The organism is uncultured Algibacter sp. (assembly GCF_947495925.1).
Classification (GTDB): Bacteria; Bacteroidota; Bacteroidia; order Flavobacteriales; family Flavobacteriaceae; genus Algibacter_E.
Window position 1 is genome coordinate 605,657 of sequence record NZ_CANMAU010000002.1, and the last position, 24,850, is coordinate 630,506.

The 24,850-nt window shown below is 33.7% G+C and carries 16 protein-coding genes; all 16 read left to right on the top strand.

Going from position 1 to position 24,850, the window contains the following annotated elements; all coding sequences use genetic code 11:
- Nucleotides 1-40: 40 nt before the first annotated feature.
- Complete coding sequence (locus Q0857_RS05930; protein ID WP_298533034.1) at nucleotides 41-3,769, top strand: efflux RND transporter permease subunit; 3,729 nt, start codon at nucleotides 41-43, stop codon at nucleotides 3,767-3,769.
- Nucleotides 3,766-4,983: a TolC family protein gene (locus Q0857_RS05935; RefSeq protein ID WP_216066768.1), complete on the top strand. Its 1,218-nt coding sequence runs from the start codon at nucleotides 3,766-3,768 to the stop codon at nucleotides 4,981-4,983. Before Q0857_RS05930 ends, Q0857_RS05935 begins: the two co-directional genes overlap by 4 nt.
- 4 nt (nucleotides 4,984-4,987) lie before the next feature.
- The gene (locus Q0857_RS05940) at nucleotides 4,988-5,959 is read left to right on the top strand and encodes a metal-dependent hydrolase (RefSeq protein WP_216066769.1); all 972 of its coding nucleotides are present in this window, start codon (nucleotides 4,988-4,990) and stop codon (nucleotides 5,957-5,959) included.
- On the top strand, nucleotides 5,956-8,454 hold the full coding sequence (locus tag Q0857_RS05945; protein ID WP_298533037.1) for a heavy metal translocating P-type ATPase: 2,499 nt from the start codon (nucleotides 5,956-5,958) through the stop codon (nucleotides 8,452-8,454). Before Q0857_RS05940 ends, Q0857_RS05945 begins: the two co-directional genes overlap by 4 nt.
- A gap of 3 nt (nucleotides 8,455-8,457) precedes the next feature.
- Nucleotides 8,458-10,230, top strand: a complete 1,773-nt coding sequence (locus Q0857_RS05950) for an efflux RND transporter periplasmic adaptor subunit (protein WP_216066771.1) — start codon at nucleotides 8,458-8,460, stop codon at nucleotides 10,228-10,230.
- 21 nt (nucleotides 10,231-10,251) lie between these two features.
- Nucleotides 10,252-10,692, top strand: a complete 441-nt coding sequence (locus tag Q0857_RS05955; protein WP_298533039.1) for a heavy-metal-associated domain-containing protein — start codon at nucleotides 10,252-10,254, stop codon at nucleotides 10,690-10,692.
- A gap of 108 nt (nucleotides 10,693-10,800) precedes the next feature.
- On the top strand, nucleotides 10,801-11,112 hold the full coding sequence (locus Q0857_RS05960) for a DUF6660 family protein (RefSeq protein WP_147677779.1): 312 nt from the start codon (nucleotides 10,801-10,803) through the stop codon (nucleotides 11,110-11,112).
- 124 nt (nucleotides 11,113-11,236) lie between these two features.
- A complete protein-coding gene (locus tag Q0857_RS05965) occupies nucleotides 11,237-15,571 on the top strand; it encodes a CusA/CzcA family heavy metal efflux RND transporter (RefSeq protein WP_216066773.1) in 4,335 nt (1,444 codons plus the stop codon).
- 4 nt (nucleotides 15,572-15,575) lie between these two features.
- A complete protein-coding gene (locus tag Q0857_RS05970; protein ID WP_298533042.1) occupies nucleotides 15,576-16,781 on the top strand; it encodes an efflux RND transporter periplasmic adaptor subunit in 1,206 nt (401 codons plus the stop codon).
- Nucleotides 16,782-16,783: 2 nt separating this feature from the next.
- Complete coding sequence (locus Q0857_RS05975) at nucleotides 16,784-17,197, top strand: Fur family transcriptional regulator (protein ID WP_216066775.1); 414 nt, start codon at nucleotides 16,784-16,786, stop codon at nucleotides 17,195-17,197.
- A gap of 156 nt (nucleotides 17,198-17,353) precedes the next feature.
- A complete protein-coding gene (locus Q0857_RS05980; RefSeq protein ID WP_298533044.1) occupies nucleotides 17,354-17,848 on the top strand; it encodes an isoprenylcysteine carboxylmethyltransferase family protein in 495 nt (164 codons plus the stop codon).
- 22 nt (nucleotides 17,849-17,870) lie between these two features.
- Complete coding sequence (gene merTP / locus Q0857_RS05985; protein WP_216066777.1) at nucleotides 17,871-18,464, top strand: mercuric transport protein MerTP; 594 nt, start codon at nucleotides 17,871-17,873, stop codon at nucleotides 18,462-18,464.
- Nucleotides 18,464-18,670 carry a GDCCVxC domain-containing (seleno)protein gene (locus Q0857_RS05990; RefSeq protein WP_034043606.1) on the top strand — a complete coding sequence of 69 codons (207 nt, stop codon included), beginning with the start codon at nucleotides 18,464-18,466 and terminating at the stop codon, nucleotides 18,668-18,670. The genes merTP and Q0857_RS05990 overlap by 1 nt, the downstream gene beginning before the upstream one ends.
- An 11-nt stretch (nucleotides 18,671-18,681) precedes the next feature.
- The gene (locus Q0857_RS05995) at nucleotides 18,682-20,646 is read left to right on the top strand and encodes a heavy metal translocating P-type ATPase (protein WP_298533048.1); all 1,965 of its coding nucleotides are present in this window, start codon (nucleotides 18,682-18,684) and stop codon (nucleotides 20,644-20,646) included.
- Nucleotides 20,647-20,735: 89 nt separating this feature from the next.
- On the top strand, nucleotides 20,736-22,610 hold the full coding sequence (locus tag Q0857_RS06000) for a P-loop NTPase fold protein (protein ID WP_216066779.1): 1,875 nt from the start codon (nucleotides 20,736-20,738) through the stop codon (nucleotides 22,608-22,610).
- Nucleotides 22,611-22,984: 374 nt separating this feature from the next.
- Nucleotides 22,985-24,781, top strand: coding sequence for a ParB/RepB/Spo0J family partition protein (locus Q0857_RS06005; protein ID WP_298533050.1), 1,797 nt, complete (start codon nucleotides 22,985-22,987; stop codon nucleotides 24,779-24,781).
- Nucleotides 24,782-24,850: the final 69 nt, after the last annotated feature.

The following is a 24,850-nucleotide window of genomic DNA, read 5'->3' on the forward strand; positions in this document are numbered from 1 at the left end:
TTCCTAACGCCAATGTCTAACTGTTTAATAATCAAAGCTAATGCTAAATAAAAGCATCAAATTTTTAATAGAAAATAAACTCGTAGCAGTTCTGCTACTCGTCCTTTTTGTTGGATGGGGAACTGTAAACGCACCTTTTAATTGGGACAGAGGATTTTTACCAAGCAACCCCGTAGCGGTAGATGCCATTCCAGATATTGGAGAAAATCAACAAATTGTATTTACAAAGTGGGATGGTCGTTCGCCACAAGATATAGAAGACCAAATTACTTATCCTTTAACTACTTCTTTACTTGGTATTCCAGGAGTGAAAACCATTCGTAGTTCTTCTATGTTTGGGTTTTCAAGCATCTATATCATTTTTGAAGAAGATATAGAATTCTATTGGAGTCGTAGTCGAATCCTCGAAAAACTCAATTCATTACCAAGTGGATTATTACCCGAAGGTGTTAATCCTGCATTGGGACCAGATGCCACAGGTTTAGGACAAATATTTTGGTACACTCTTGAAGGTCGAGATGAAAAAGGAAATGTTACTGGTGGTTGGGATTTACACGAACTGCGTAGCATTCAAGATTACTATGTGAAATATGCTTTATCTACTGCAAGCGGTGTTTCTGAAGTAGCTTCCATTGGTGGTTATGTTCAGGAGTACCAAGTTGATGTCAATCCAGAGCTGATGCGTCAATATAACATTGGCTTAAACCAGATCGTAAAAGCAGTTAAAAGTAGTAATCAAGATATTGGTGCGCAAACTTTAGAAATCAATCAAGCTGAATATTTAGTACGCGGTTTGGGTTATGTAAAATCTGTTGAAGATATTGAAAATGCTGTAGTTACTTCAGAAGATTTTACTTCAATTAAGATTAAAGACATTGCTAAAGTATCATTAGGTCCAGCAACGCGAAGAGGTTTATTAGATAAAGAAGGTGCAGAAGTTGTTGGTGGTGTTGTAGTGGCGCGATATGGTGCTAATCCAATGGAAGTCATTAACAATGTAAAAGCGCAAATTGAAGAACTAAAAGGAGGATTACCAACAAAAGTATTGGCTGATGGACGAACATCTCAATTAACAGTCGTTCCTTTCTATGATCGTACCGAACTTATTCAAGAAACATTAGACACACTAAACGAAGCATTAACACTAGAAATATTAATTACCATTTTGGTTATTATTGTTATGGTTTTCAATTTAAGAGCTTCTATTTTAATTTCTGGATTGTTGCCTGTTGCAGTATTAATGGTATTTGTTACCATGAAACTGTTTAACGTGGATGCCAATATTGTAGCACTTTCTGGTATTGCTATTGCTATTGGAACTATGGTAGATGTAGGCGTCATTCTCGCAGAGAATATGATTCGCCATCTCGATGATGAAAAATTACGGTTACGAGAAGATGGTACAGCGTTAACTACAAATGAAGTAGTTTATAATGCGACTGCCGAAGTTTCAGGAGCAATCTTAACAGCGGTATTAACTACAATTATCAGCTTTGTGCCTGTATTTACAATGATTGGTGCAGAAGGAAAATTGTTTAGACCTTTAGCATTTACCAAAACGATGGCATTATCAGCATCTTTGGTTATTGCTTTGTTTCTAATTCCACCATTCGCAGCTTATTTATTCAGAAAAACATCACTTAAAAGTTCATTTAAATACATTATAAATGGTGCTTTAATAATTGCTGGAATCGCAATTATGGTTACTGGATATTGGCTAGGGATTATTTTAGTTGCTTTTAGTATTACAGGTTTACTTGGGGTTTTGGGTAAACTAAATAAGAAAAACAGCAATCTTGTAAATATTATTATTTCATGTACTGCCATTATATTTTTACTTGCCGAATATTGGCGACCATTAGGCTTTGACAGAAGTATTCTAATAAACTTAATTTTTGTGGCTATTATTTGCTTCGGAATTTTAGGAATATTTTCAATTTTTAGAAGGTATTATGGACAAATTTTAAATTGGGCTTTAGCAAACAAGTTATTGTTTTTAATTATTCCAGCAACTGTACTTGTTTCTGGAGGATGGATAATGAATAATACAGGAAAAGAATTTATGCCATCTTTAAACGAAGGCTCTTTTCTATTAATGCCAACCTCATTACCACATTCAGGTGTTGAGGAAAATAAACGTGTGCTTCAGCAATTAGATATGGCTGTATCCACCATTCCAGAAATTGAAACCGTAGTAGGGAAATCTGGTAGAACAGAATCTGCATTAGACCCTGCGCCTTTATCTATGTACGAAAACATGATTCAGTATAAATCTGAATACATGCGTAATTCAAAAGGGAAAATACAACGTTACAAAGTAAACGACGAAGGTGCTTTTGAGTTGAAAGATGGAACATTTATCGCCAATCCTAATAATTCGGAAAATGTTGTTTTTACAAACGTTGAACATACTCAACTTATCGAAGATGTTGATGGCGAATTCTATCGTAATTGGCGACCAGAAATTAATAGTCCTGATGATATTTGGAATGAAATCGTCAGAGTTACCAATTTACCAGGAGTTACTTCTGCACCAAAATTACAACCCATAGAAACCAGATTGGTAATGCTTCAAACAGGAATGCGTGCGCCAATGGGAATTAAAGTAAAAGGACAAGATTTAAAACAAATTGAAGCGTTTGGGTTGCAATTAGAAAGTCTTTTAAAACAAGCTGAAGGTGTAAAAGAGCAAGCTGTTTTTGCAGATAGAATTGTAGGGAAACCTTATTTACTTATTGATATTGATAGAGAAAAAATAGCACGTTATGGTGTGTCTATAGAAGATGTACAAAGTGTGCTAAAAGTAGCAATTGGTGGTATGGCCATAACTCAAACGGTTGAAGGAAGAGAGCGCTATGCTGTTAGAGTGCGATATCCAAGAGAACTGCGTGGTAATCCAAAAGATATTAAAGGAATTTATATTCCTGTTGAAAAAGGCAGCCCTGTTCCGTTAAGTGAGTTGGCGACTATTCGATATGAGCAAGGTCCACAAGTCATTAAAAGTGAAGACACCTTTTTAGTAGGCTATGTGTTGTTTGATAAATTAGATGGATTCGCAGAAGTTGATGTTGTTGAAAATGCACAAGCATTGTTTCAACAGAAAATAGATTCAGGAGAATTAACTGTTCCAAAGGGCATCAGCTATAAATTTACAGGAACTTATGAAAATCAGTTACGAGCAGAAAAAACTCTTTCAGTCGTCGTTCCATTAGCACTTGCTATTATTTTCTTGATTCTGTATTTCCAGTTTAAATCTGTTACTACTTCACTAATGGTTTTTACAGGAATAACGGTTGCATTTGCAGGTGGTTTTATAATGATATGGCTGTACGGTCAAGATTGGTTTTTAAATTTCAGTTTGTTTGGAGAGAATATGCGAGACCTTTTCAATATGAAAACTATCAATCTAAGTGTAGCGGTTTGGGTTGGTTTCATAGCTTTATTTGGAATTGCTACAGATGATGGAGTTGTTATGGCAACATACCTCACGCAAACTTTTGAGCGTGAAAAACCTGCCGATAAAAAGAGTATTAGAACTTCCGCTTTGCAAGCAGCAGAAAAACGTATTCGTCCGTGTTTAATGACTACTGTAACTACCATTTTGGCGCTGTTACCAGTATTGACATCCACAGGAAAAGGAAGTGATATTATGATACCTATGGCAATTCCAATATTTGGCGGAATGGTTATAGACATTACCTCTTACTTTATTGTACCAGTTTTATACAGCTGGAGAGAAGAGTTTAAATTGAAAAGAGCAAACAAATGAAAAGAATAATTTATACACTCATAGGTTTATCAACTTTTAGTGTTTCTAATGCACAAGAATTAGAAACACTTATTAGTGAAGCATTAAATAACAATCCTGAAATTCAAAAGTTTGAATTACAGTATAGCATTGCTTCCGAAAAAGTGAATGAAGTAAATACATTACCTAATACCGAATTTGGAGTGGGTTACTTCGTAAGCGAACCAGAAACACGTACAGGAGCGCAACGCTTCAAAGTATCAGCTAAACAAATGTTGCCTTGGTTTGGGAATATAACTGCAAGAGAAAACTATGTGAGCGCTTTGGCAGATGCTAAATACGAAGATATTGTTATTGTCAAAAGAAAATTGATGGCTTCGGTATCACAATCCTATTACAATCTTTACGCTAATAAAGCAAAACAAGACGTTTTAAGCGAGAATATTAAACTACTTAATACTTACGAAACATTGGCTTTAACATCGGTTGAAGTTGGGAAAGCTTCAGCGGTAGATGTTTTACGATTACAAATGCGTCAAAATGAAATGCAACAATTATTGGATGTTTTGGTTCAACAATTTTTAGCTGAACAAACTACTATTAATAAGCTTTTAAATCGTGATAAAGGTGTACGAGTTTCTGTAGTTAATGAGTTAATAATTCCTTCAGAAGATTTTGAAATGAATACTAAAAGTTTAGCATTACACCCAGAACTACTGAAATTCGATAAACTCTATCAGTCGGTAGAGCAATCCGAATTATTAAACCAAAAAGAAAATAGTCCAATGATTGGTTTCGGTTTAGATTATATCAATGTTGATAAACGTCCTAACATGGATTTTAGCGACAATGGAAAAGATATAATTATGCCAATGGTGTCCCTATCTATTCCCATATTCAATAATAAGTACAAATCCCAAACCAAACAAAATGAGTTGCAACAGCAAGAGATTTTGGCACAAAAACAAGAGCGCACAAATACATTAGAAACACTATTAGATAAAGCAGCAAACGATAAGGTTTCAGCAAGAATAAGTTATGCAACCCAAACGAAGAACTTAAAGCAAGCTAAAGATGCTGAAGAGATTCTTATTAAAAATTACGAAACAGGAACGATTGATTTTAATGACGTTTTGGACATACAAGAATTGCAATTGAAGTTTCAAATGAACCAAATTGAGTCTGTTAAAACCTACTATGTGCAAACCACAATTATTAATTATTTAATTAAATAAGAGTATGGATAGTTTAACACAAGCAGCATTAGGAGCAGCAATTGGCGAAGTAATTCTTGGTCGAAAAATAGGATATAAAGGTGCAGTAATTGGTGCTATTATCGCTACTATTCCAGATCTCGATATTGTTTTGCTTTCATTTTATTCATCAGTAGAACGAATAAGTATTCACAGAGGTTTCAGTCATTCCATTTTGTTTAGTTTAATAGGCTCAATTTTAATAGCTTTTATATTAACAAAACTAAAGTGGACAAAGCAAATTTCTTATATAAGACTTTTAATTTTTTGTTGGTTGGCTCTATTTACACATATGCTATTAGATGCATTTACAACCTATGGTACTCAGCTATTGTTGCCTTTTTCCAATTATCGAGTAAGCTTCGATAGTGTTAACATAGTTGACCCTTTTTATACTTTGCCTTTATTATTAGGTTTAATTTTAGGCCTTACATACTTCAGGAATAAAGACTCAAGAACCCTATATAGTAAGCTTGGGCTAGCTATTAGCTCTCTATACCTGTTATTAACTTTAGGAATCAAATCTTATGTAAATCAAAAGTTTGATGAAGTTCTAACTTCACAAGGAATTGAATATAATTCGCTATTAACAGTTCCAGTTAAAATTGGAAGTATTAGTTGGTATGGGGTTGCTAAAACTAATAATAGTTTATTTATTGGTAGGTACAATAACCTATCACAAAATCCAATAACATTGACGGAGTTCCCAATTAATGATCATTTATTGAATGATATTCCTGCTGAAATATCCTCAACTTTAAAATGGTTTTCTCAGGATTTTTATACAGTCGTAGAAAATAACGGAAAATTAAGATTGTACAATATGCAATGCGATATGCAAGGCATTCGTACTTATGGAAATTATAAAGCACCCACAGCTTTTTATTTTGAAATTACGCCACTTTTAAATGGGAATTATGACTTAACAACAGGAATGCACGAAAAACAAAAACAATGAAACATACATATCACATACACGGAATGACTTGCAACGGTTGTCGAAGTCACGTAGAAGAAACACTTTCAAAAGTGAAAGGTGTTTCAAAGGCTTCTGTTGATTTAGAAAAAGCAGAAGCAACTATCGAAATGGAATCTCATATTCCAATAGAAAGGTTTCAAGAAGCTTTAAAGAATGATGGCGGAAACTATAGTATTCATAAATTAGGAGAGCACCATCATACAAAAGTAGAAAAGGAAAAACAGCCAAAAGGAAAAGGCACAGGTACGTTTTATTGTCCTATGCATTGCGAAGGCGAAAAAACTTATGACAAATCAGGCGATTGTCCTGTATGCGGAATGGATTTGGTCGAAGAACAAAATCTATCCACAACTTCATCAGAGCAATGGACGTGTCCTATGCATCCAGAAATAATAAAAGATGAAGCAGGTGCTTGTCCTAAATGCGGAATGGATTTAGTATCAATGGAAGCAGATAGTTCAGCAGAAGAGAAAACCTATAAAAAGTTATTAAAGAAGTTTAAGATTGCAGTAATATTCACATTGCCAATTTTCTTAATGGCAATGAGCGAAATGCTAACCAATAATCCATTGTATGACATCATGGAACAAAAATATTGGAATTGGATTCAGTTCGTATTATCCATTCCAGTTGTATTTTATGCCACTTGGATGTTCTTTGAACGTGCCTATAAAAGTATAAAAACGTGGAATCTTAATATGTTTACACTTATTGGAATAGGTGCTGGTGTTGCTTGGTTATTTAGTGTTTTTGGTATGTTTTTTCCAGACATTTTTCCAAGTCAGTTCAAAACGGAATCTGGAGCAGTACACGTTTATTTTGAAGCAGCAACCGTTATCCTAACATTAGTGCTTTTAGGTCAACTTTTAGAAGCTCGTGCGCATAGTAAAACCAATTCAGCAGTAAAAGAATTGTTAAAGCTAGCACCCAATAAAGCTATAAAAGTAGTAGATGGCGAAGATGTTGAAGTTACCATCGATGCTATTGAATTAAATGATATTCTAAAAGTAAAACCAGGCGATAAAATTCCTGTGGATGGCTCGATAACAGAAGGAGATACAACTATTGATGAGTCAATGATTACTGGAGAGCCAATTCCTGTTAATAAAACAGTAAATGATAAAGTAAGTAGCGGAACAATAAACGGCAACCAATCTTTTTTAATGAAAGCTGAAAAAGTGGGGAGTGATACGTTACTCTCTCAAATCATCCACATGGTTAACAATGCCAGTAGAAGTCGTGCACCAATTCAAAATTTAGCCGATAAAGTATCAGGTTATTTCGTGCCTGTCGTGGTCATTATCTCTTTACTAACCTTTGCGGTTTGGGCAATTTGGGGACCAGAACCAGTTTACGTTTATGCCTTTGTGAATGCTATTGCGGTATTAATAATTGCTTGCCCTTGCGCGTTAGGATTGGCAACACCTATGTCTGTAATGGTTGGTGTTGGTAAAGGTGCTCAAAATGGTGTATTAATTAAAAATGCTGAAGCACTTGAAAAAATGGATAAGGTTACTACGCTAATTGTAGATAAGACAGGAACAATTACCGAAGGAAAACCAACCGTTGAAACAGTAGGTTCTTTTGATGCTGATTTTAGCGAAAGTGACATTCTGGAATATATTGTTTCATTGAACAAAAACAGCGAACATCCATTGGCAGAAGCAACCGTTAAATATGGAAAAGAACAAAAAGCAGAAATTTTAAAATCAGAAGCATTTAGTGCAGTTACAGGTAAAGGAGTAGAAGCTACTATTAAAAATAAAAAGGTGGTATTAGGAAATCCTAAGATGATGGGTTATGCCAATGCAGAGATAACCTTGCAGATGGAAGAAGAAGCTAAAGTATATCAGAAACAAGGGAAAACAGTTTCTTATTTATCGATAGATAAAAAGGTTACTGGTTATGTAGTAATAGGCGATAAAATTAAGGAAACTAGCGCTAAAGCCATTAAGGAACTTCAAGACAAAGGTATTGAAGTCATCATGTTAACAGGCGATAATCACGACACAGCACAAGCAGTAGCAACAGAATTAAATCTTACAGATTTTAAAGCAAGTATGTTGCCTGAGGATAAACTCAAGGAAGTAGAGAAACTACAAGAAAAAGGAAAAGTTGTTGCTATGGCAGGCGATGGTATTAATGACGCACCAGCACTTGCTAAAAGTGATGTAGGTGTCGCAATGGGTACAGGAACAGATGTAGCTATAGAAAGTGCTATGATAACCTTGGTAAAAGGCGATTTGCACGGTATTGTAAAAGCCAGAAATTTAAGCGATGCTGTAATGAAAAACATTAAACAGAATCTATTTTTTGCACTTATCTATAACACATTAGGTGTGCCGATTGCAGCAGGTGTTTTGTTCCCATTTTTCGGAATTTTACTCTCGCCAATGATTGCTGCATTAGCCATGAGTTTTAGTTCGGTGTCAGTAATAGTGAATGCATTAAGATTAAGAAATATTAAAATATAGAAAATGAAAAAATATATAATTTACTTCGGAATATTAGCAGTTGGACTTTTGTTAGGATGGCTTCTTTTTGGCAATTCATTGGCTAAAGAAACAGAACACAATCATGACGCAGTAACAGAAAATAACCAGATGTGGACGTGCTCGATGCATCCACAAATTATGCAACCAGAGGCTGGCGATTGTCCAATTTGCGGTATGGATTTAATTCCTGCGGAAAGTAGTTCTGAAGGATTATTAGCAGACCAATTCAAGCTTTCAGAAAATGCTATGGCATTGGCAAATATTCAAACGTCAATTGTTGGTAAAGGTAAAACAGAAGATAATACAGTTAAATTATCAGGGAAAATTGTAGAGAATGAAGAAGCTAATGCAGTTCAAGTCAGTTATTTTTCTGGAAGAATAGAGCGCCTAAATGTGAGTTTTACAGGCGAAGAAGTTAGAAAAGGACAGTTATTAGCAACTATTTATTCGCCAGAATTGTATGCAGCGCAACAAGAGCTCATTACAGCAGTTTCATTAAAAGAATCACAACCTGCATTATACAAAGCTGTGCGCAACAAATTAAAATTATGGAAGCTTTCTGAAAATCAAATAAATCAAATTGAAACTTCTGGTAAGGTCAAAGAAAACTTTCCTGTTTATGCAACGGTTTCAGGTACAGTTTCTGAAAAGTTAGTAGAACAAGGGGATTATATCAAACAAGGTCAACCTTTACTCAAAATAGCTAATCTAAACACGGTTTGGGCAAATTTTGATGTGTATGAAAATCAAATCGATTTATTTAAAAAAGGACAAGAGATTTCAGTCACTACCAATACTTATTCTAATAAAGAATTTAAAGCTAAAGTAGATTTTATAGATCCTGTTTTAGATACAAAAACAAGAACTGTGAAATTAAGAGCTGTACTTAATAATAAACAGAACGTTTTTAAGCCAGGAATGTTTGTTGAAGGAAAAGTTAAAGGAATGACTTCAAGTAACGAACACGTATTGACCATTCCATCTACAGCTGTTTTATGGACAGGAGAACGTTCAGTTGTCTATATAAAAACAGACCCTACTCAACCTGTTTTTGAAATGCGAATTATTACATTAGGTAATCAAATTGGCGATAATTATGAGGTGTTAGAGGGTTTGAGTATTGACGATGAGATAGTAACAAATGGAACGTTTACTGTTGATGGAGCAGCGCAATTACAAGGTAAAAAATCAATGATGAATAAAAAAGGTGGTAAAGTTATGACTGGTCATGAAGGACATTTGGGAATGGAAAAAAATCCTTCAGCAAATAACGAGAATCATTCTAATATGAATGAGAGGATAAAAGTTTCTAAGGACTTTCAGAATCAAATTAAAGTAGTTTTTAATGATTATATCAAATTAAAAGACGTTTTGGTTAAAGATGATACTAATAACGTAATGACAGAATCAAAAAGACTATTGGGCAATTTATCTAAGGTTGATATGAAGCTATTAAAAGATAAAGAGGCTCATGGTCATTGGATGTCATTAGAAAAAGAAATAAAAGCATCGGCAAGATCAATTTCAAATACATCAAATATTGAATCACAACGAAATCATTTTAAGCACCTCTCATCACATTTAATTAGTACAATTCAAACTTTTGGTATCAATGAAAAAGTCTTTGTTGAGTTTTGTCCGATGGTAGACGATAACAATGGTGCATACTGGTTGAGCAGGGAAGAAAAAGTAATCAACCCATATTTTGGTGGTGCGATGCTAACCTGTGGAGAAGTAAAACAAGTAATAGAATAATAACAATTAATTTTTAAAACAATGAAAAAAGTAATTTTAAGTTTAGCTGTAGTAATGGCTATAGGTTTAACAAGTTGTAAAAACGAAACCAAGCAAGAAACAACAGAAACAAAAACGGAAGTATCTAAAGACATGGCTATGGCAGACATATCTTTTGGTGTTAGAGGTAATTGCGGAATGTGTAAAAAAACCATAGAAAAAGCTGTAAACAAAGTTGAAGGTGTTGCTAGTGCAAATTGGGATGTCGATAAAAAGAAAATTGACGTGTCTTTTGACGATACTAAAACAGATGCAATGGCAATCCATAACGCAATTGCAGCATCAGGTTATGATACTGAAAAAGTAACAGGAAGCGAAGAAGCATATAGTAATCTGCCAGGATGTTGTAAATATGAACATGATATGGTAATGAATCAATCAGGAGATAAAAATGAAGAGGATCATTCAGACCATGACCATTAATAATAAATATAGAAGAGCCTTATTAATTAAAGGCTCTTCTATTATAAAAGTTACATGTCTACGTTATTTGCAACATCATTGCATTAAATAATGTATATCTTTGCTACGATGAAATTTTTAGCCTTCATATTATCAATTTATATTTTCGCGCTTAATTTAGCACCTTGCGAAGATAATGCTACGCTTGATAATGAGGTGCAAACTGAGATTTCACAAGGTATGGACAATGACCATCAGCACCAAGATTCAGATTTATGTTCGCCTTTTTGTATTTGCCAATGTTGCCATATAAATGCAACATATTTTCAATTTGCAGATTTAAAATTTAATTTTCCTTATATATCTACTCAAGATTTTCTTTACTTAAACGGTACAGAAAAAGATTTTACTACTTCAATTTTACAGCCACCTAGGGCTTAATTCAGTTTTTTTTAAGGATAACTATATCCAATTTCAAGCCTATTATGGCTCTTTTCATTTCAAGTAATTCTAATTTTTATTTTAGAATTATATCGAGAAGTTCAACTGAATTAATACATTTTCTATGATTAATAAAATCATTGATTTTTCAATCAATAACAAATTCATTATTGGTTTGCTTACGCTTACCATTGTTGGAGCAGGTATTTGGAGCATGACCCAAGTACCAATCGATGCTGTTCCAGATATTACCAACAACCAAGTACAAGTCATTACACAAGCACCAAATTTAGGAACAGAAGATATCGAGCAAATCATAACCTATCCAGTAGAGGTAGCAATGAGCAATCTACCTAATGTCGAAGAAATTCGTTCCATTTCTCGTTTTGGCTTATCAGTTGTTACCATAGTTTTTGACGATGATATGGGAACTTATCTGCCGCGTCAATTAGTCGCTGAAAAACTCAACGACATTAAAGGACAAATTCCCGAGGGATTCGGAGAACCTTCAATGGGGCCTATTTCATCTGGTCTTGGAGAAATATATCAATACACACTTAAAGTCAAAGCAGAATATAAGGACAAATATTCGGTTACTGATTTGCGCACCATGCAAGATTGGATAGTACAGCGTCAAATGGCAATGGTTGAGGGTGTTGTTGAAGTTAATGCTATTGGCGGAAAAATTAAGCAATATGAAGTCGCTGTCGATCCAAATGAGTTGCGAGCAATCGGATTAACAATTACCGATGTCTTTGAAGCATTGGAAAACAACAATCAAAATACAGGTGGTGCATATATCGAAAAGAACCATCAAGCCAATTTTATTCGTGGCGAAGGCTTAGTGCGTAGTTTGGATGATATTAAAAAAATTACAGTAAAAAATATAAATAATATTCCTATAACTATTGGAGACATTGCCAAAGTGCAATTTGGCTCTGCTATACGTTACGGCGCATTAACACAAGATGGCGAAGGCGAAGTTGTAGGTGGTTTGGTAATGATGCTTAAAGGGGCTAATTCAAACGATGTTATCGAGAATGTAAAAGAGCGCATGGCTCAAATAGAAAAGTCTTTACCAGAAGGTGTAATTATTGAACCTTTATTAGACCGAAGTAAATTAATAGCAGAAACTACATTAACTGTAGCAACAAACCTTATTGAAGGCGCCTTAATTGTAATATTTGTACTCATTTTTTTATTAGGAAACTGGCGAGGTGGTTTAATAGTAGCATCCACTATCCCATTATCGTTGTTGTTTGCTTTTATATTGATGAATGTATTTGATGTGTGGGCAAACCTAATGAGCTTGGGTGCGATTGATTTTGGAATCATTGTAGATGGAGCAGTAATAATAGTTGAAAGTACTGTATTTCTCATTACATCCCGAGTACTTAAAAAGAAGAGCCTTACAGCAAAAGAAAGAGATAAGGTGGCTTCAAATGCTTCAAAAAAAATGATGAATGCTGCGTTTTTCGGTCAGCTTATTATCCTTATTGTTTTTCTTCCAATTCTGGCTTTACAAGGTATTGAAGGGAAAATGTTTAAACCAATGGCATTGACATTCATTTTCGCAATGATTGGCGCCATGGTGCTTTGTTTGACCTATGTGCCAATGATGTCTGCCTTGATTTTAAGAGCACCAAAAAACGACAAAAAATCATATGGCGATAAATTTGTGCATTGGGTAGAACGTAAATATCAACCGTTGTTAGAAAAAGCCTTAAAGAAAGGTAAACTAATAATTGGTGTTTCTGTTGTTTTATTTGGTATTGCAGTCTTTATGTTTACGAGAATGGGAGGCGAATTTATACCACAACTTGATGAAGGAGATATTGCGTTTCACGCCATTTTAAAACCAGGTAGTTCCCTTAAAGAAACTATTGAAACGACTACAAAAATTGAACAAATTGTAAAGGCAAAGTTTCCAGAAGTTGAAAAAATTGTAAGTCGAATTGGTGTTGCTGAAATTCCAACAGACCCAATGCCAATGGATTTGGCTGATGTTTTTGTAATTCTGAAGCCAAAAAGCGAATGGACAACACCCATTACAAAAGATGAATTGATAGAGAAGATGAAAGAAGCGGTTGAAATCGTTCCAGGTGTTAACTATGAATTTACACAACCTATCGAAATGCGCTTCAACGAATTACTAGAAGGTGTTAGAGAGGACATTGCTATAAAACTTTATGGAGAAGATATAAATGTACTGTCTCAAAAAGCAGAAGAAATATCTCAAATTATTGCAGGGACAGAAGGTATTGGAGATATGAAAGCCGAAGCCACAACAGGCTTACCACAAATGACCATTACCTACAATAGAAATAAATTAGCACAATACGGACTGCAAATAAATACTTTAAATCAAATCGTTCAATCGGCTTTTGCAGGTGGTACAGCAGGAATTATTTTTGAAGGCGAAAAGCGATTCGATTTAGTGGTAAGATTAAATTCTCAAAACCGAAAGGATATTTCAGATGTTCAAAATTTATATATCAATTTACCGTCTGGTACTCAAATTCCACTTCGTGAAGTTGCAGATATAAGTTACAAAGCAGGCCCAATGCAAATAAGCAGGGATAATACAAACAGAAGGACCTATGTTGGTATTAATGTAAGAGGACGTGATGTAAAATCTTTAGTAACCGAGATTAAATCAAAGTTAGATGCTAAACTTGAATTACCAACTGGCTATTTTATTAGGTATGGTGGTGCATTTGAAAACTTAGAACGTGCAAGTAACAGATTGCAAACTGTAGTTCCAATTGCGTTATTACTCATTTTTGTACTTATTTATTTTGCTTTAAAATCGTTGCCACAAACCTTAATGATTTACATCGCGATTCCTATGGCAACCATTGGTGGTGTAGTAGCATTGTGGTTAAGGGATATGCCATTTAGTATTTCAGCAGGTGTAGGTTTTATTGTTTTGTTTGGCGTCGCTGTTCTTAACGGTCTGGTAATGATAAGCGGGCTGAATGAGTTGAAAGAAGAAGGCGTTACCAATCTTAAAGATAGAATCATAGAAGGAACAAAACGAAGAATTAGACCTATAATGTTAACTGCTTTTACAGATGTTTTAGGCTTCTTACCTATGGCAATTTCAGCATCAGCTGGTGCAGAAGTACAAAGACCTTTAGCGACGGTTGTAATTGGTGGTTTACTAACCTCTACATTATTAACATTGTTCGTGTTGCCGATATTATATCATTGGGTAGAAAGCAAATCATTCAAGTTTAGAGCAAATAAAAAAGTAATTACAGTTACTGTAATGGTAGCTTTTATGTTTTTGTTGCCAATAACAGGAAACGCCCAAGAAGTTAATGATACGTTACCAATTATTTCAATGAATGAAGCGGTTAAATTATCAAAAGAAAATTTTCCGCTTTTAAAACAAAAGCAATTAGAAATTAGCAAACAAGAACAGTTAAAAAGTACAGCTTACGATTTTGGTACATCTCAAATTTTTACTGGAGGCGAGGAAATTAATAACGGAAATGGTATTTATACGACTATTGGAATTGGTCAAAGTAACATTGATGTGTTCGGTATTTCTGCAAAAAAGCGATTGCAAGAACAACGCATTCAATTAGCTCAAAAGGCGTTTCAGCTTTCAGAATTAGATTTAGAATTGGAAGTGAAAAAGGCGTGGGCAAATGCCTTGCAGAGTAAAAGGAATTATAAATTATACAAAGAATTAGATTCTATATATACCAATTTTGAAAAAGCAGTAGCATTAAATTATGAAGTTGAAGCTATTTCTATGTTAGAATATTCAGCAGCTAAAAATCAAGCCTTACAGATTCAAAATAAATTTATGCAATCAAAAAGTGAATACAATATTGCATTACAACAGTTAAACCTATGGCTGGTTTCTGATACGTTCTATACGGTTCCAAATGATTTTGAAATAACCAATGAAATTGATGTTGATACTTTTAGCATAGAAGAACATCCCTTATATGGTCTAGCACAATTACAAGTGTCAGAAGCAGAAGCAACATATAAAGCTGCCAAAGCAGATAACTTACCCAAGTTAAATCTTCAAGGTGGTTTACAAAATGTAAATGGAAATTCAGGTTTTTATACGTATCAAGCAGGTGTTTCTATTCCTTTTTTGTCTGGTACAAATAAAGCAAAAGTTAAAACTGCAAAAATAGATAAGGAAATTGCCGAAACGAACATTCAGTTTAAAAAACAAGAAGTACAATCCAAGTTTCTACAATCAAAAGAGAATTATCAAAAATGGAAGACCTCTTGGCTTTTCTATAAAAATGAGGTTTTACCACTTGTAAAAGAACAAAAAGTGGGTGCTTTATTTGCCTATAGAGAAGGCGAGGTAGATTATACAGGATTTACACAACTCATAAAAGAAGCTATCCAATCTGAATTACAAGCTCAAGAAGCATTAATAAATTATTTAGAAAGTACATTTCAACTACAATATTTTAATAAATAAGAAAATGAAAAACACACGATATATAATCTTAACATTACTTGCAGTTTCACTTTTAGTTGTTGCATGTGGAAATAAAGAAAGTCATAAAGAAGGCGATGGTCATGAACACAATGAAGATGCAAAGCCAGAAGCTGAAGAAGCCCATAGTGATGAAGAAGAAGTGATGCTTTCACAGCAACAGTTTGACGCCTTAAAAATGAAAACTGACACCTTGGTATTGCGCAATATGAGCGGTTATGTAGAAGCGAATGGCACATTGGAAGTGCCACCACAAAACGAAGCTGCAATAACTTCTGTAGTTGGTGCTAATGTGGTATCTATAAAAGTTATTGAAGGCGATAAAGTTAAAAAAGGTCAAGTGGTTGCATATCTATCACATCCTAATATTATAAAAATGCAGACTGATTATTTGAATGCTTTTAGCAACAGTAATTTTTTAAAGAAGAACTACGAGCGTCAACAAAAATTAAATGATGCAGGAGTTGGCTCTGGTGCAAATTTTCAAAAAGCCGAAGCAGAATATGATGCCTCTAAAGCGATGGTAAACGGATTGGAAGCCCAATTGAGACTATTAAACATAAACACGTCATCAATACGAAATGGAACAATTGCTCAAAGTATATCATTAAGAAGTCCAATAGAAGGCTTTGTCCAAAAAGTTGAAGTTAAAACAGGACAATATGTTGAGCCACAAACCGAACTTTTTGAAATTGTAAACACGCATCACGTTCACGCAGATTTAATGGTGTTCGAAAAAGACGTTTATAAAGTAAAGAAAGGTCAAAAAGTGATTTTCAATTTACAGTCCAATACAGAAGAAGATCTTACAGCTGAAATCTATTCGGTAAGTAAGACTTTTGAAGATAATCCTAAAGCGCTTCACGTACACGCTGAAATTGAAAACAAAAAAGGGAATCTAATTCCAGGGATGTATATAAGAGGTAAAATTCAAGTTGAGAATAAAGAAACTAAGGCATTACCAGAAAGTGCTATTATAAAAGAGGGCGATAGGTTTTATGTTTTTTCCGCGGAAAGAGAAAATGAAGATTGGAGTTTTAAACCTATTGAAGTGCTTTTAGGGGCAAAAGATGGCGATTGGATTGCTGTTCAATTTACTGAAGAGCAAGATAAAACCATGAAATTTGCTTATAATAATGCATATTATTTAATTGCTGAAATGAAAAAGGGAGAAGCAGAACACGAACATTAATTATGGAAACAATAGAACAAGTATTAGAGTCGAGAAACATTCGTGTTACAGCAATGCGTATGTTAATTTATAAGTTTCTTGCAGAAAAAGAGGTAGCTGTTACTTTAAGTGACATAGAAAATGCGTTTGTAAAAGCAGATAGAACTACATTATACAGAACTATAAAAACTTTTGAGGAAAAAGCGATTGTGCATCAAATAGATGATGGTACTGGGATTACAAAATATGCGTTATGTGAACAAGGTTGTAATTGCGATATAAAAACTGATTTGCATTTACACTTTCATTGTAATAATTGTAATGAAACCATTTGCTTAACAGACCATAAAATACCTCAAATAAAAGTACCTGATGGTTTTGTTTCAGAAAATGTAAACTTGGTTGTAAAAGGTATATGTGATAAGTGTAGTGGGTAATAATTGCACTTCCATTGCATTGGTTTTTATAGCATTTTTGTATCATCATAATTAATATAGGAATCAATGCTTTTATTCATTTTCTTTATAATTTACTTTCTATTTGTATTTGTAATCAGGTCAATTTTATTAAAAAATAAAACAGGCATTAATCCATTGACCTTTAATAAAACTGATGATGCTCACGGTTTTAATGGAAAGGTATTTACCGTAATAACTTTTATGGAATTAGTTGTTGTTGGAATCTACGCTTTTAAGATTGAATGGTATAAATATTTACTTCCTTTTTGGTATATAGAAAATGAAATTTTATCCATAATTGGTTGGGGATTTTTAATTATTTCTCTAATCATAGTTTGGATTGCTCAATCACATATGGCTAATTCGTGGAGAATTGGAATTGATGAAAAGAATAAGACGAAACTTGTAACTAAAGGATTATTTTCATTTTCCCGTAACCCAATCTTTCTCGGAATTATGATTGCGAATATGGGATTGTTTTTGGTTATTCCAAATGCTTTTACACTATTGATAATTTCATTATCAACTATAAGTATAAATACCCAAATTAGATTAGAAGAAGCATTTTTAGAACGAGAGTTTGGTAATGATTATTTAGAGTATGTAAATAAAGTAAGGCGTTGGATATAAATATTAAATAATTAAAGTAATTATGAAAAACAAATTAGTCATCACTAGTTTACTAACGGCAATTACGGCTTCATTGTGTTGTATCACACCTGTTTTGGCTTTAATTGCAGGAACAAGTGGTGTAGCTTCAACTTTTTCTTGGATAGAACCATTTAGACCTTATTTAATAGGACTTACAATATTAGTACTTGTCTTTGCTTGGTATCAAAAACTGAAACCAGAAAAAGAAATCGATTGTGAATGTGAAACAGATGAAAAACCAAAATTTATTCAATCAAAAACCTTTCTAGGGATTATTACAGTATTCGCAATTATAATGTTGGCGTTTCCATATTACTCAAGTATTTTTTATCCAAACACAGAAAAGCAAGTCCTAGTAGTTGATAAATCAAACATCAAAATTACAGAATATAAAATAGATGGAATGACCTGTGCGAGTTGCGAAGAACACGTAAATCATGAAGTAAATAAACTCAACGGAATTATTAACTCAAATACTTCATACAAAAAGGGTAATGCAATTATTGAATTTGACAAAACTAAAACCAATAAGAGGGAAATTGAGAAAGCAATAATTTCAACTGGTTACAAAATAACTGACAAAATAGAAAACTAATGAAAATTATATTAAAATCAGTAATCACTTGCCCAAACTGTGGTCATAAAAAAGAAGAAGATATGCCAACAAATGCTTGTCAATTCTTCTATGAATGTGATAATTGCAAAACGGTAATGAAACCAAAAGAAGGAGATTGTTGTGTGTATTGCTCTTATGGTACAGTTCCTTGTCCACCAATTCAACAAAACAAAAGTTGTTGCTAAAACAAAACTTGATGAAAAAAAAGAAAGTTAATCTAAGAGATTTAAAGCCAGGTTCTGATGGACAACATAGTCACGATGATGGTCATAACCATAGCAGTCCTAAAAAAGTTTCAAATATTGAAACCTATTTACCAGCTATTTTCAGTTTCGTAATGTTGATAGTTGGAATTACTGTTGATTATTTTGAAGTATTTCCACATTTTTCTGGTTGGATTCGTATTCTTTGGTATGTTATAGCTTATATTCCAGTTGGATTTCCTGTTATAAAGGAAGGCTGGAAAAGCATTAAAAGTGGCGATTTTTTTACCGAATTCCTTTTAATGTCTATTGCTACCATAGGAGCATTCATTATTGGCGAATATCCCGAAGGTGTGGCAGTAATGCTTTTTTATGCGGTTGGAGAATTATTTCAGAGTGCAGCAGTCAATCGAGCAAAAAGTAATATTAAAGCATTGCTCGATGTACGCCCTAATGAAGCTTTAGTATATCGGAATAATGATTACATTTCTGTAAGTCCAGAGACGGTTGAAATTGGAGAAAAAGTTCAAGTCCGTGTGGGAGAAAAAATTCCTTTAGACGGTATTCTACTTTCCGAAAAGGGTTCATTTAATACAGCGGCATTGACAGGCGAAAGCAAGCCTGATACGATTGCAAAAGGCGAAAAAGTATTTGCAGGGAGTATTAATATGGATGGTGTTATAGAAATCGAAACCACAAAAGAGTTTAAGGATAGTTCAATTGCTCGAATTCTCGATATGGTACAGAATGCCACAGCGCGAAAATCAAAAACAGAATTATTCATCAGACAATTTGCTCGAATTTACACACCCATTGTTGTGTTCTTGGCTATAGGTGTTACTTTCATTCCTTACCTTTTTGTAGATGATTATGTGTTTAGAGATTGGTTGTATCGTGCCTTAATATTTTTGGTTATATCCTGTCCTTGTGCTTTGGTTATATCCATTCCATTGGGTTATTTCGGTGGTTTGGGAGCAGCTTCAAAAAATGGAATTTTGTTTAAAGGAGCTTCGTTTTTAGATGCCATGACCAAGATAAACACATTGGTAATGGATAAAACAGGAACGGTAACAAAAGGTGTCTTTAAAATCAAGGAGATTAAAGCCATAAATTGGGATGAAAAAGAGTTTATGAAATACCTTATGGCTATGGAAGAACAATCTACACATCCAATCGCTAAAGCCATTTTAGAATATAAAGATGAAGGTGCAGATTATGAGGCTTCCAAAGTATCTGAAATAGCAGGAAAAGGTTTAAAAGGTATCGTAAATGGTAAGACTGTTTTAGTTGGTAATAAAGCCCTAATGACAGCGAATGAAATTAATGTTTTAGAGGAAACCGAAACCATTGTAGAATCGATTGTTTTGGTTGCTATTGATGACAAATTTGCAGGTTATGTGGTTATTGCAGATGAATTAAAAGAAGATGCAAAAGAAACGATTATAGCATTGCATAAAGTAGGTGTCAAAAATATAATGATGCTTTCTGGAGATAAGGATTCCATTACCCAAAAAGTAGCTTCCGAATTAAATATAAAAATTGCTAAAGGCGGTTTGTTACCAGAAGATAAATTAAATGAAGTTGAAATTTTAAAACAAGACCCTAAAAATAAGATTGCTTTTATAGGCGATGGTATTAATGATGCACCAGTTTTAGCAGCAAGTGATGTTGGTATTGCAATGGGTGGTTTAGGAAGCGATGTCGCCATTGAAACAGCAGATGTTATTATTCAAACCGACCAACCTTCAAAAGTGGTAAAAGCCATTAAAATTAGTCGTTCAACCCGAAAGATTGTGTGGCAAAATATCATACTCGCATTCGGTGTTAAAGTGATTGTTCTAATTTTAGGCGCAGGTGGTTTAGCAACAATGTGGGAGGCAGTATTTGCAGATGTTGGTGTTGCATTGTTAGCAATATTGAATGCGGTTAGATTACAGCGCATGAAATGGGTTGATTAAAAGAATTGAAGCTATAAATAGTATAAGATTAATTTTTATAAATTAATCTTATACTATTGTTTAACTTGTAGAGCTAATATCTTTTTTAAATGAATTCCGAAAATATAGCTTCAATAGTTGTAGAGTATATAGAAACGCAAAACACACAATATGCCTTACTTCTTAACGGTGGTTGGGGAACAGGAAAAACATTTTTCTGGAAAGACACATTATTACCATTAATTCAACAAAAGAATCTTGATACCATCTACATATCTCTTAATGGAATAAAAACCATAGATGCGTTACAAAAACAACTTTTCTTTAAGCTTATACCGTATTTTGATAAAGCTCAAAACAAAACATTAAAAGCATTAGCAACAATTAGTGGTAATCTTATAAAATCGGCTAGTAAAGCTTTTATAAAGGTTGACCCATCTGATTTGTTTCAAGGTATTGGTGTAGATAATTTTGATTTCTCAAAGAAATTTATCTGTTTCGATGATTTAGAACGCTGTAGAATACCAATGAAAGAATTGCTAGGTTTTATAAATGGTTTTGTAGAACACAAAAATCTTAAGTGCTTAATTCTAGCTGATGAGGACAAGATTTTTGAGACAGATGAAAATCAAAAAACAAATTACTACAGCATTAAAGAAAAAGTTATAGGACGAGTCTTAAATTATAAGCCAGAACTTAAAAGTGTAATCCCGCAACTTTTTAATAAGTATGAAAACGATAAAGCTTTTTTATCGTTTTTGAAAAAGAATGAAAACTACATATTCCGAATATTTGATGAGCAGAAAGAAGATAATATAAGGATTATTTCATTCTTCCTAGATAGCCTTCAAAATGTTTTAAAATGTGTTATTGATATTGAAGATGAATTAAAAAAAGAATTACTGTTCTTAACTGCTATTCTTTCTATTGAATTTAAAAGAGGCTTTTTAAAATCCAATGAATCCCATGACTACAAAGGATTAGGTAACACTACTTATTTCTGGTATCAAGAAGTAGAATCAGATAGACTAAGAGTTAATATTCTAGGCAAGAAAGAAGAGCCTGAAAAGGAAAAAACTTATGCCGAAACATTTTATCTAAAGTATGTAAGTAACAGATTAGAAGATTATCATTTCTATGAGAGTGCTTACACTTACGTGCTATCAGGTTATTTAAATGTTGATAAGCTTTCTAAAGAATTAGAAAAAAGAAAACCAGAACAACCGACAAAGGAACAAGAGGCTTTTAGTAATCTTATGAGTTATAATTTTAGGAAATTTACAGACGATGAGTTTGCAACCTATACCGCAGATGTATTAAAGTATTTAGAAGAAGGTGCTTATAGTATGTATTCTTATGAGCAATTATCTGGCTTCTATCATTTCTTTGCAGAAAAAGGTCTAATAGACTATACAAATGATGAAATAGAAAAAAAGCTATTCACAGGTATTCAAATTGCTTCAAAAAAAAATGAAATAGACCGTAGGTTTTACGATAATATGATTCATTTTGAAGTAAGCAATCCAATTGTACAGCCTATAAGGGATAAGATTATAGAACTTCATACTGCACTTAATAAAGAGTTAGTAAAAGAGGAAAGTAATCAACTTATTGAAGTACTTACAAAGGAGGAATACGAAAAACTAGACGAGCTTTTTAAAGATAAAAAATTCAACAAAGATTTCATAGCATATTTAGACGGTCAGGTACTATTTCAAGCTTTAAATAAAAATACAAATCAGTTTTTAACATTATTTAGAAACGAAATTAAAGAAAGGTATAAGCATACTAATGTTAAGATGTTCTATCCTGATGATTATGAATGTTTATACCAATTGCATCTAGCTATTCAAAAGCATTTAAATGAAAATGAAATTCCAACTCTAAGGAAGTTTTTATGGGAGGAGTTAGAAACTTTGCTAGATAATACATGTGAAGCATTAAAAAAAGATGATGCCGAGTTAGGTACTGCATTTAAAAGTTAACAAGCCATTCAGCACATTTCCCTACATTTCGTTGCTCTACATTCCAAGAAAAGAGCTTCACTAACAGAGATCTTGGACACAATTCCAAAGTTTTAGATTTCCACTTCGCTTAATCCTGCCTAATCCCAAAACTTTGGGAGCAGGAACACTACATTCCCAATATAAAATTTTGAAATAGCGTCCGCTTAAAAGAGGGAGAGATATCTATATCAATATCGGTACAAAGATAAACTCGCAAAATATTATCATCAAAAGACTACGGCATAAAGCCAACGCCTCGTCCACAACTCATTTATTCCGTTTCCTTTTGAGCAGAAATTTTGTCTTCCGTTTGGGTTCTGCAAAAATATTGTTTAATCTAAAATTTAAGTATTATGACAACAAAAGCAAGTACTGTAAGCAAAAACGGAGAGGCAACAGCCACCGTTAAAAATGAAGTCAAGAAGAAATTGACACAAAGCGCCAATGGACTTCAAGTTCAAGAGCTAAGTATCGGCAGGATTATTCCAGACTCGATGCAACCAAGAAAGTCCTTTAACGAGGAAGCTCTTAAGCAATTGTCTGAAAGCATCGAAGAGCATGGTGTTCTGCAACCTATAACAGTCCGAAAATCTGGAAAAGATTACATCATCGTAATGGGCGAGCGTAGGTATCGCGCAAGCAAATTGGCAAAGAGGAAGACAATTCCGAGTATCGTAAGGGAATATGCTAATAATGATGTTCTGGAAATTCAAATTATCGAAAATCTGCAAAGACAAGATGTTGAGCCAACCGAAGAAGCTGAAGCAATCGCGTACCTAAGCGACAAATATGCACCAACAGAGATATCAAAACGGTTGGGAAGAACTGAAAACTTTGTAAGGCAACGTTTAAAATTAGCAGGTCTAATTGAAGGTTTTAAAACATTTGTTCGTAATGGCGAAATGACTATTTCATTAGGAGTAGGTGTTGCACTTTTCGAGCCAGAAGAACAGCAAATGATGCTGGAAACAATGGGCGAAAATTTTAGCATCCATCAAATTAATCAGATGATTAAAAACAAGACCTATGATTTAGAGAAAGCACCTTTTGATGTAGTCGATAAAAAATTGATTACCAAAGTTGGTGCCTGTACAACATGTCCGTTCAACGCAATGAATCAAGGTAATTTGTTTGGCGATGGTAAAATGGTGTGTACAAAATCAGCTTGTTATGAAACGAAAAAAAGTAAGTCGTTCTTGAACTTGATTGAGAAATCGAAGAAAGAGAATGTGCTATTGATTCCTGAAATTCGCAAGTATTGGGCTGATGATGACAATAATCAGCTCATTTTATCACAATTGGAAAAAAAAGGATTGAAAGTCTATCTTCTGGATGATGTTGAAATAATTGAAGAGCCGATTGAGCCTACAATAGAATCAATTCGGACTGAATACCAACATTACGACTATTCTGAAGATGAGCTGAAAACTGAACTTGAAGAAGCGATTGAGAATTACAAGGAAGAGTTGGAAACATACAATTCTGCAAAGGAAAATGGATTTGTAAATGGCATCATGTTTCATCCAAAAACGTATGTACACAAAGTAGTTTTTGTGAAGATAAAAGAAGATTCAAAAACTGAAAATTCTACATATTCTGAACCAATGGCCAATAGAAAAATGGCGGATTGTACACCTGAAGAACAAATTGTAAAAATCAACGAAAGAGAAATTCGTAAAAGACACATTGAGCATAACAAGCAGTTTGAGGATATGGTTCAGATGATTCGCCAAACCGATTATATTGAAAAGAAGAAAGCACTTTCAACAGATGAAATGGTGGCTTTCTCATTAACCTTATTTGAAAATAATGTGGATTATGTAGGTCGACAAAAGCACTTTTCAAAATTATTGGGCAATACCTCAAAGATGTCTGATGTGGAAACTGTCGAGAATTTCAAAAAGAATTTCAAAAAGGAAAAATTCTATAAGTTGATTCGGTATATCCTTACCAAACAAGTGAATTTTGGCGAAAGTAATCACGTTAATAACTTGACGAACATTTCATTCTACAATGCGATGCAAGGCTATTACAAAACCAAAATTGCCAATATTGAAAAGGAATACGCAGAAGAGAGAAACAAGCGTGAAGAACGTTTGAAAGAGAGAATAGGAAATCTTGAAAAGAAAATTCAGGAATTAAACGATTAGCTTTTGTTGTTGGAAGTAAGGGTCAGCATTCGTGCTGGCTCTTATTTTTTTTATATAATATTCATGAAA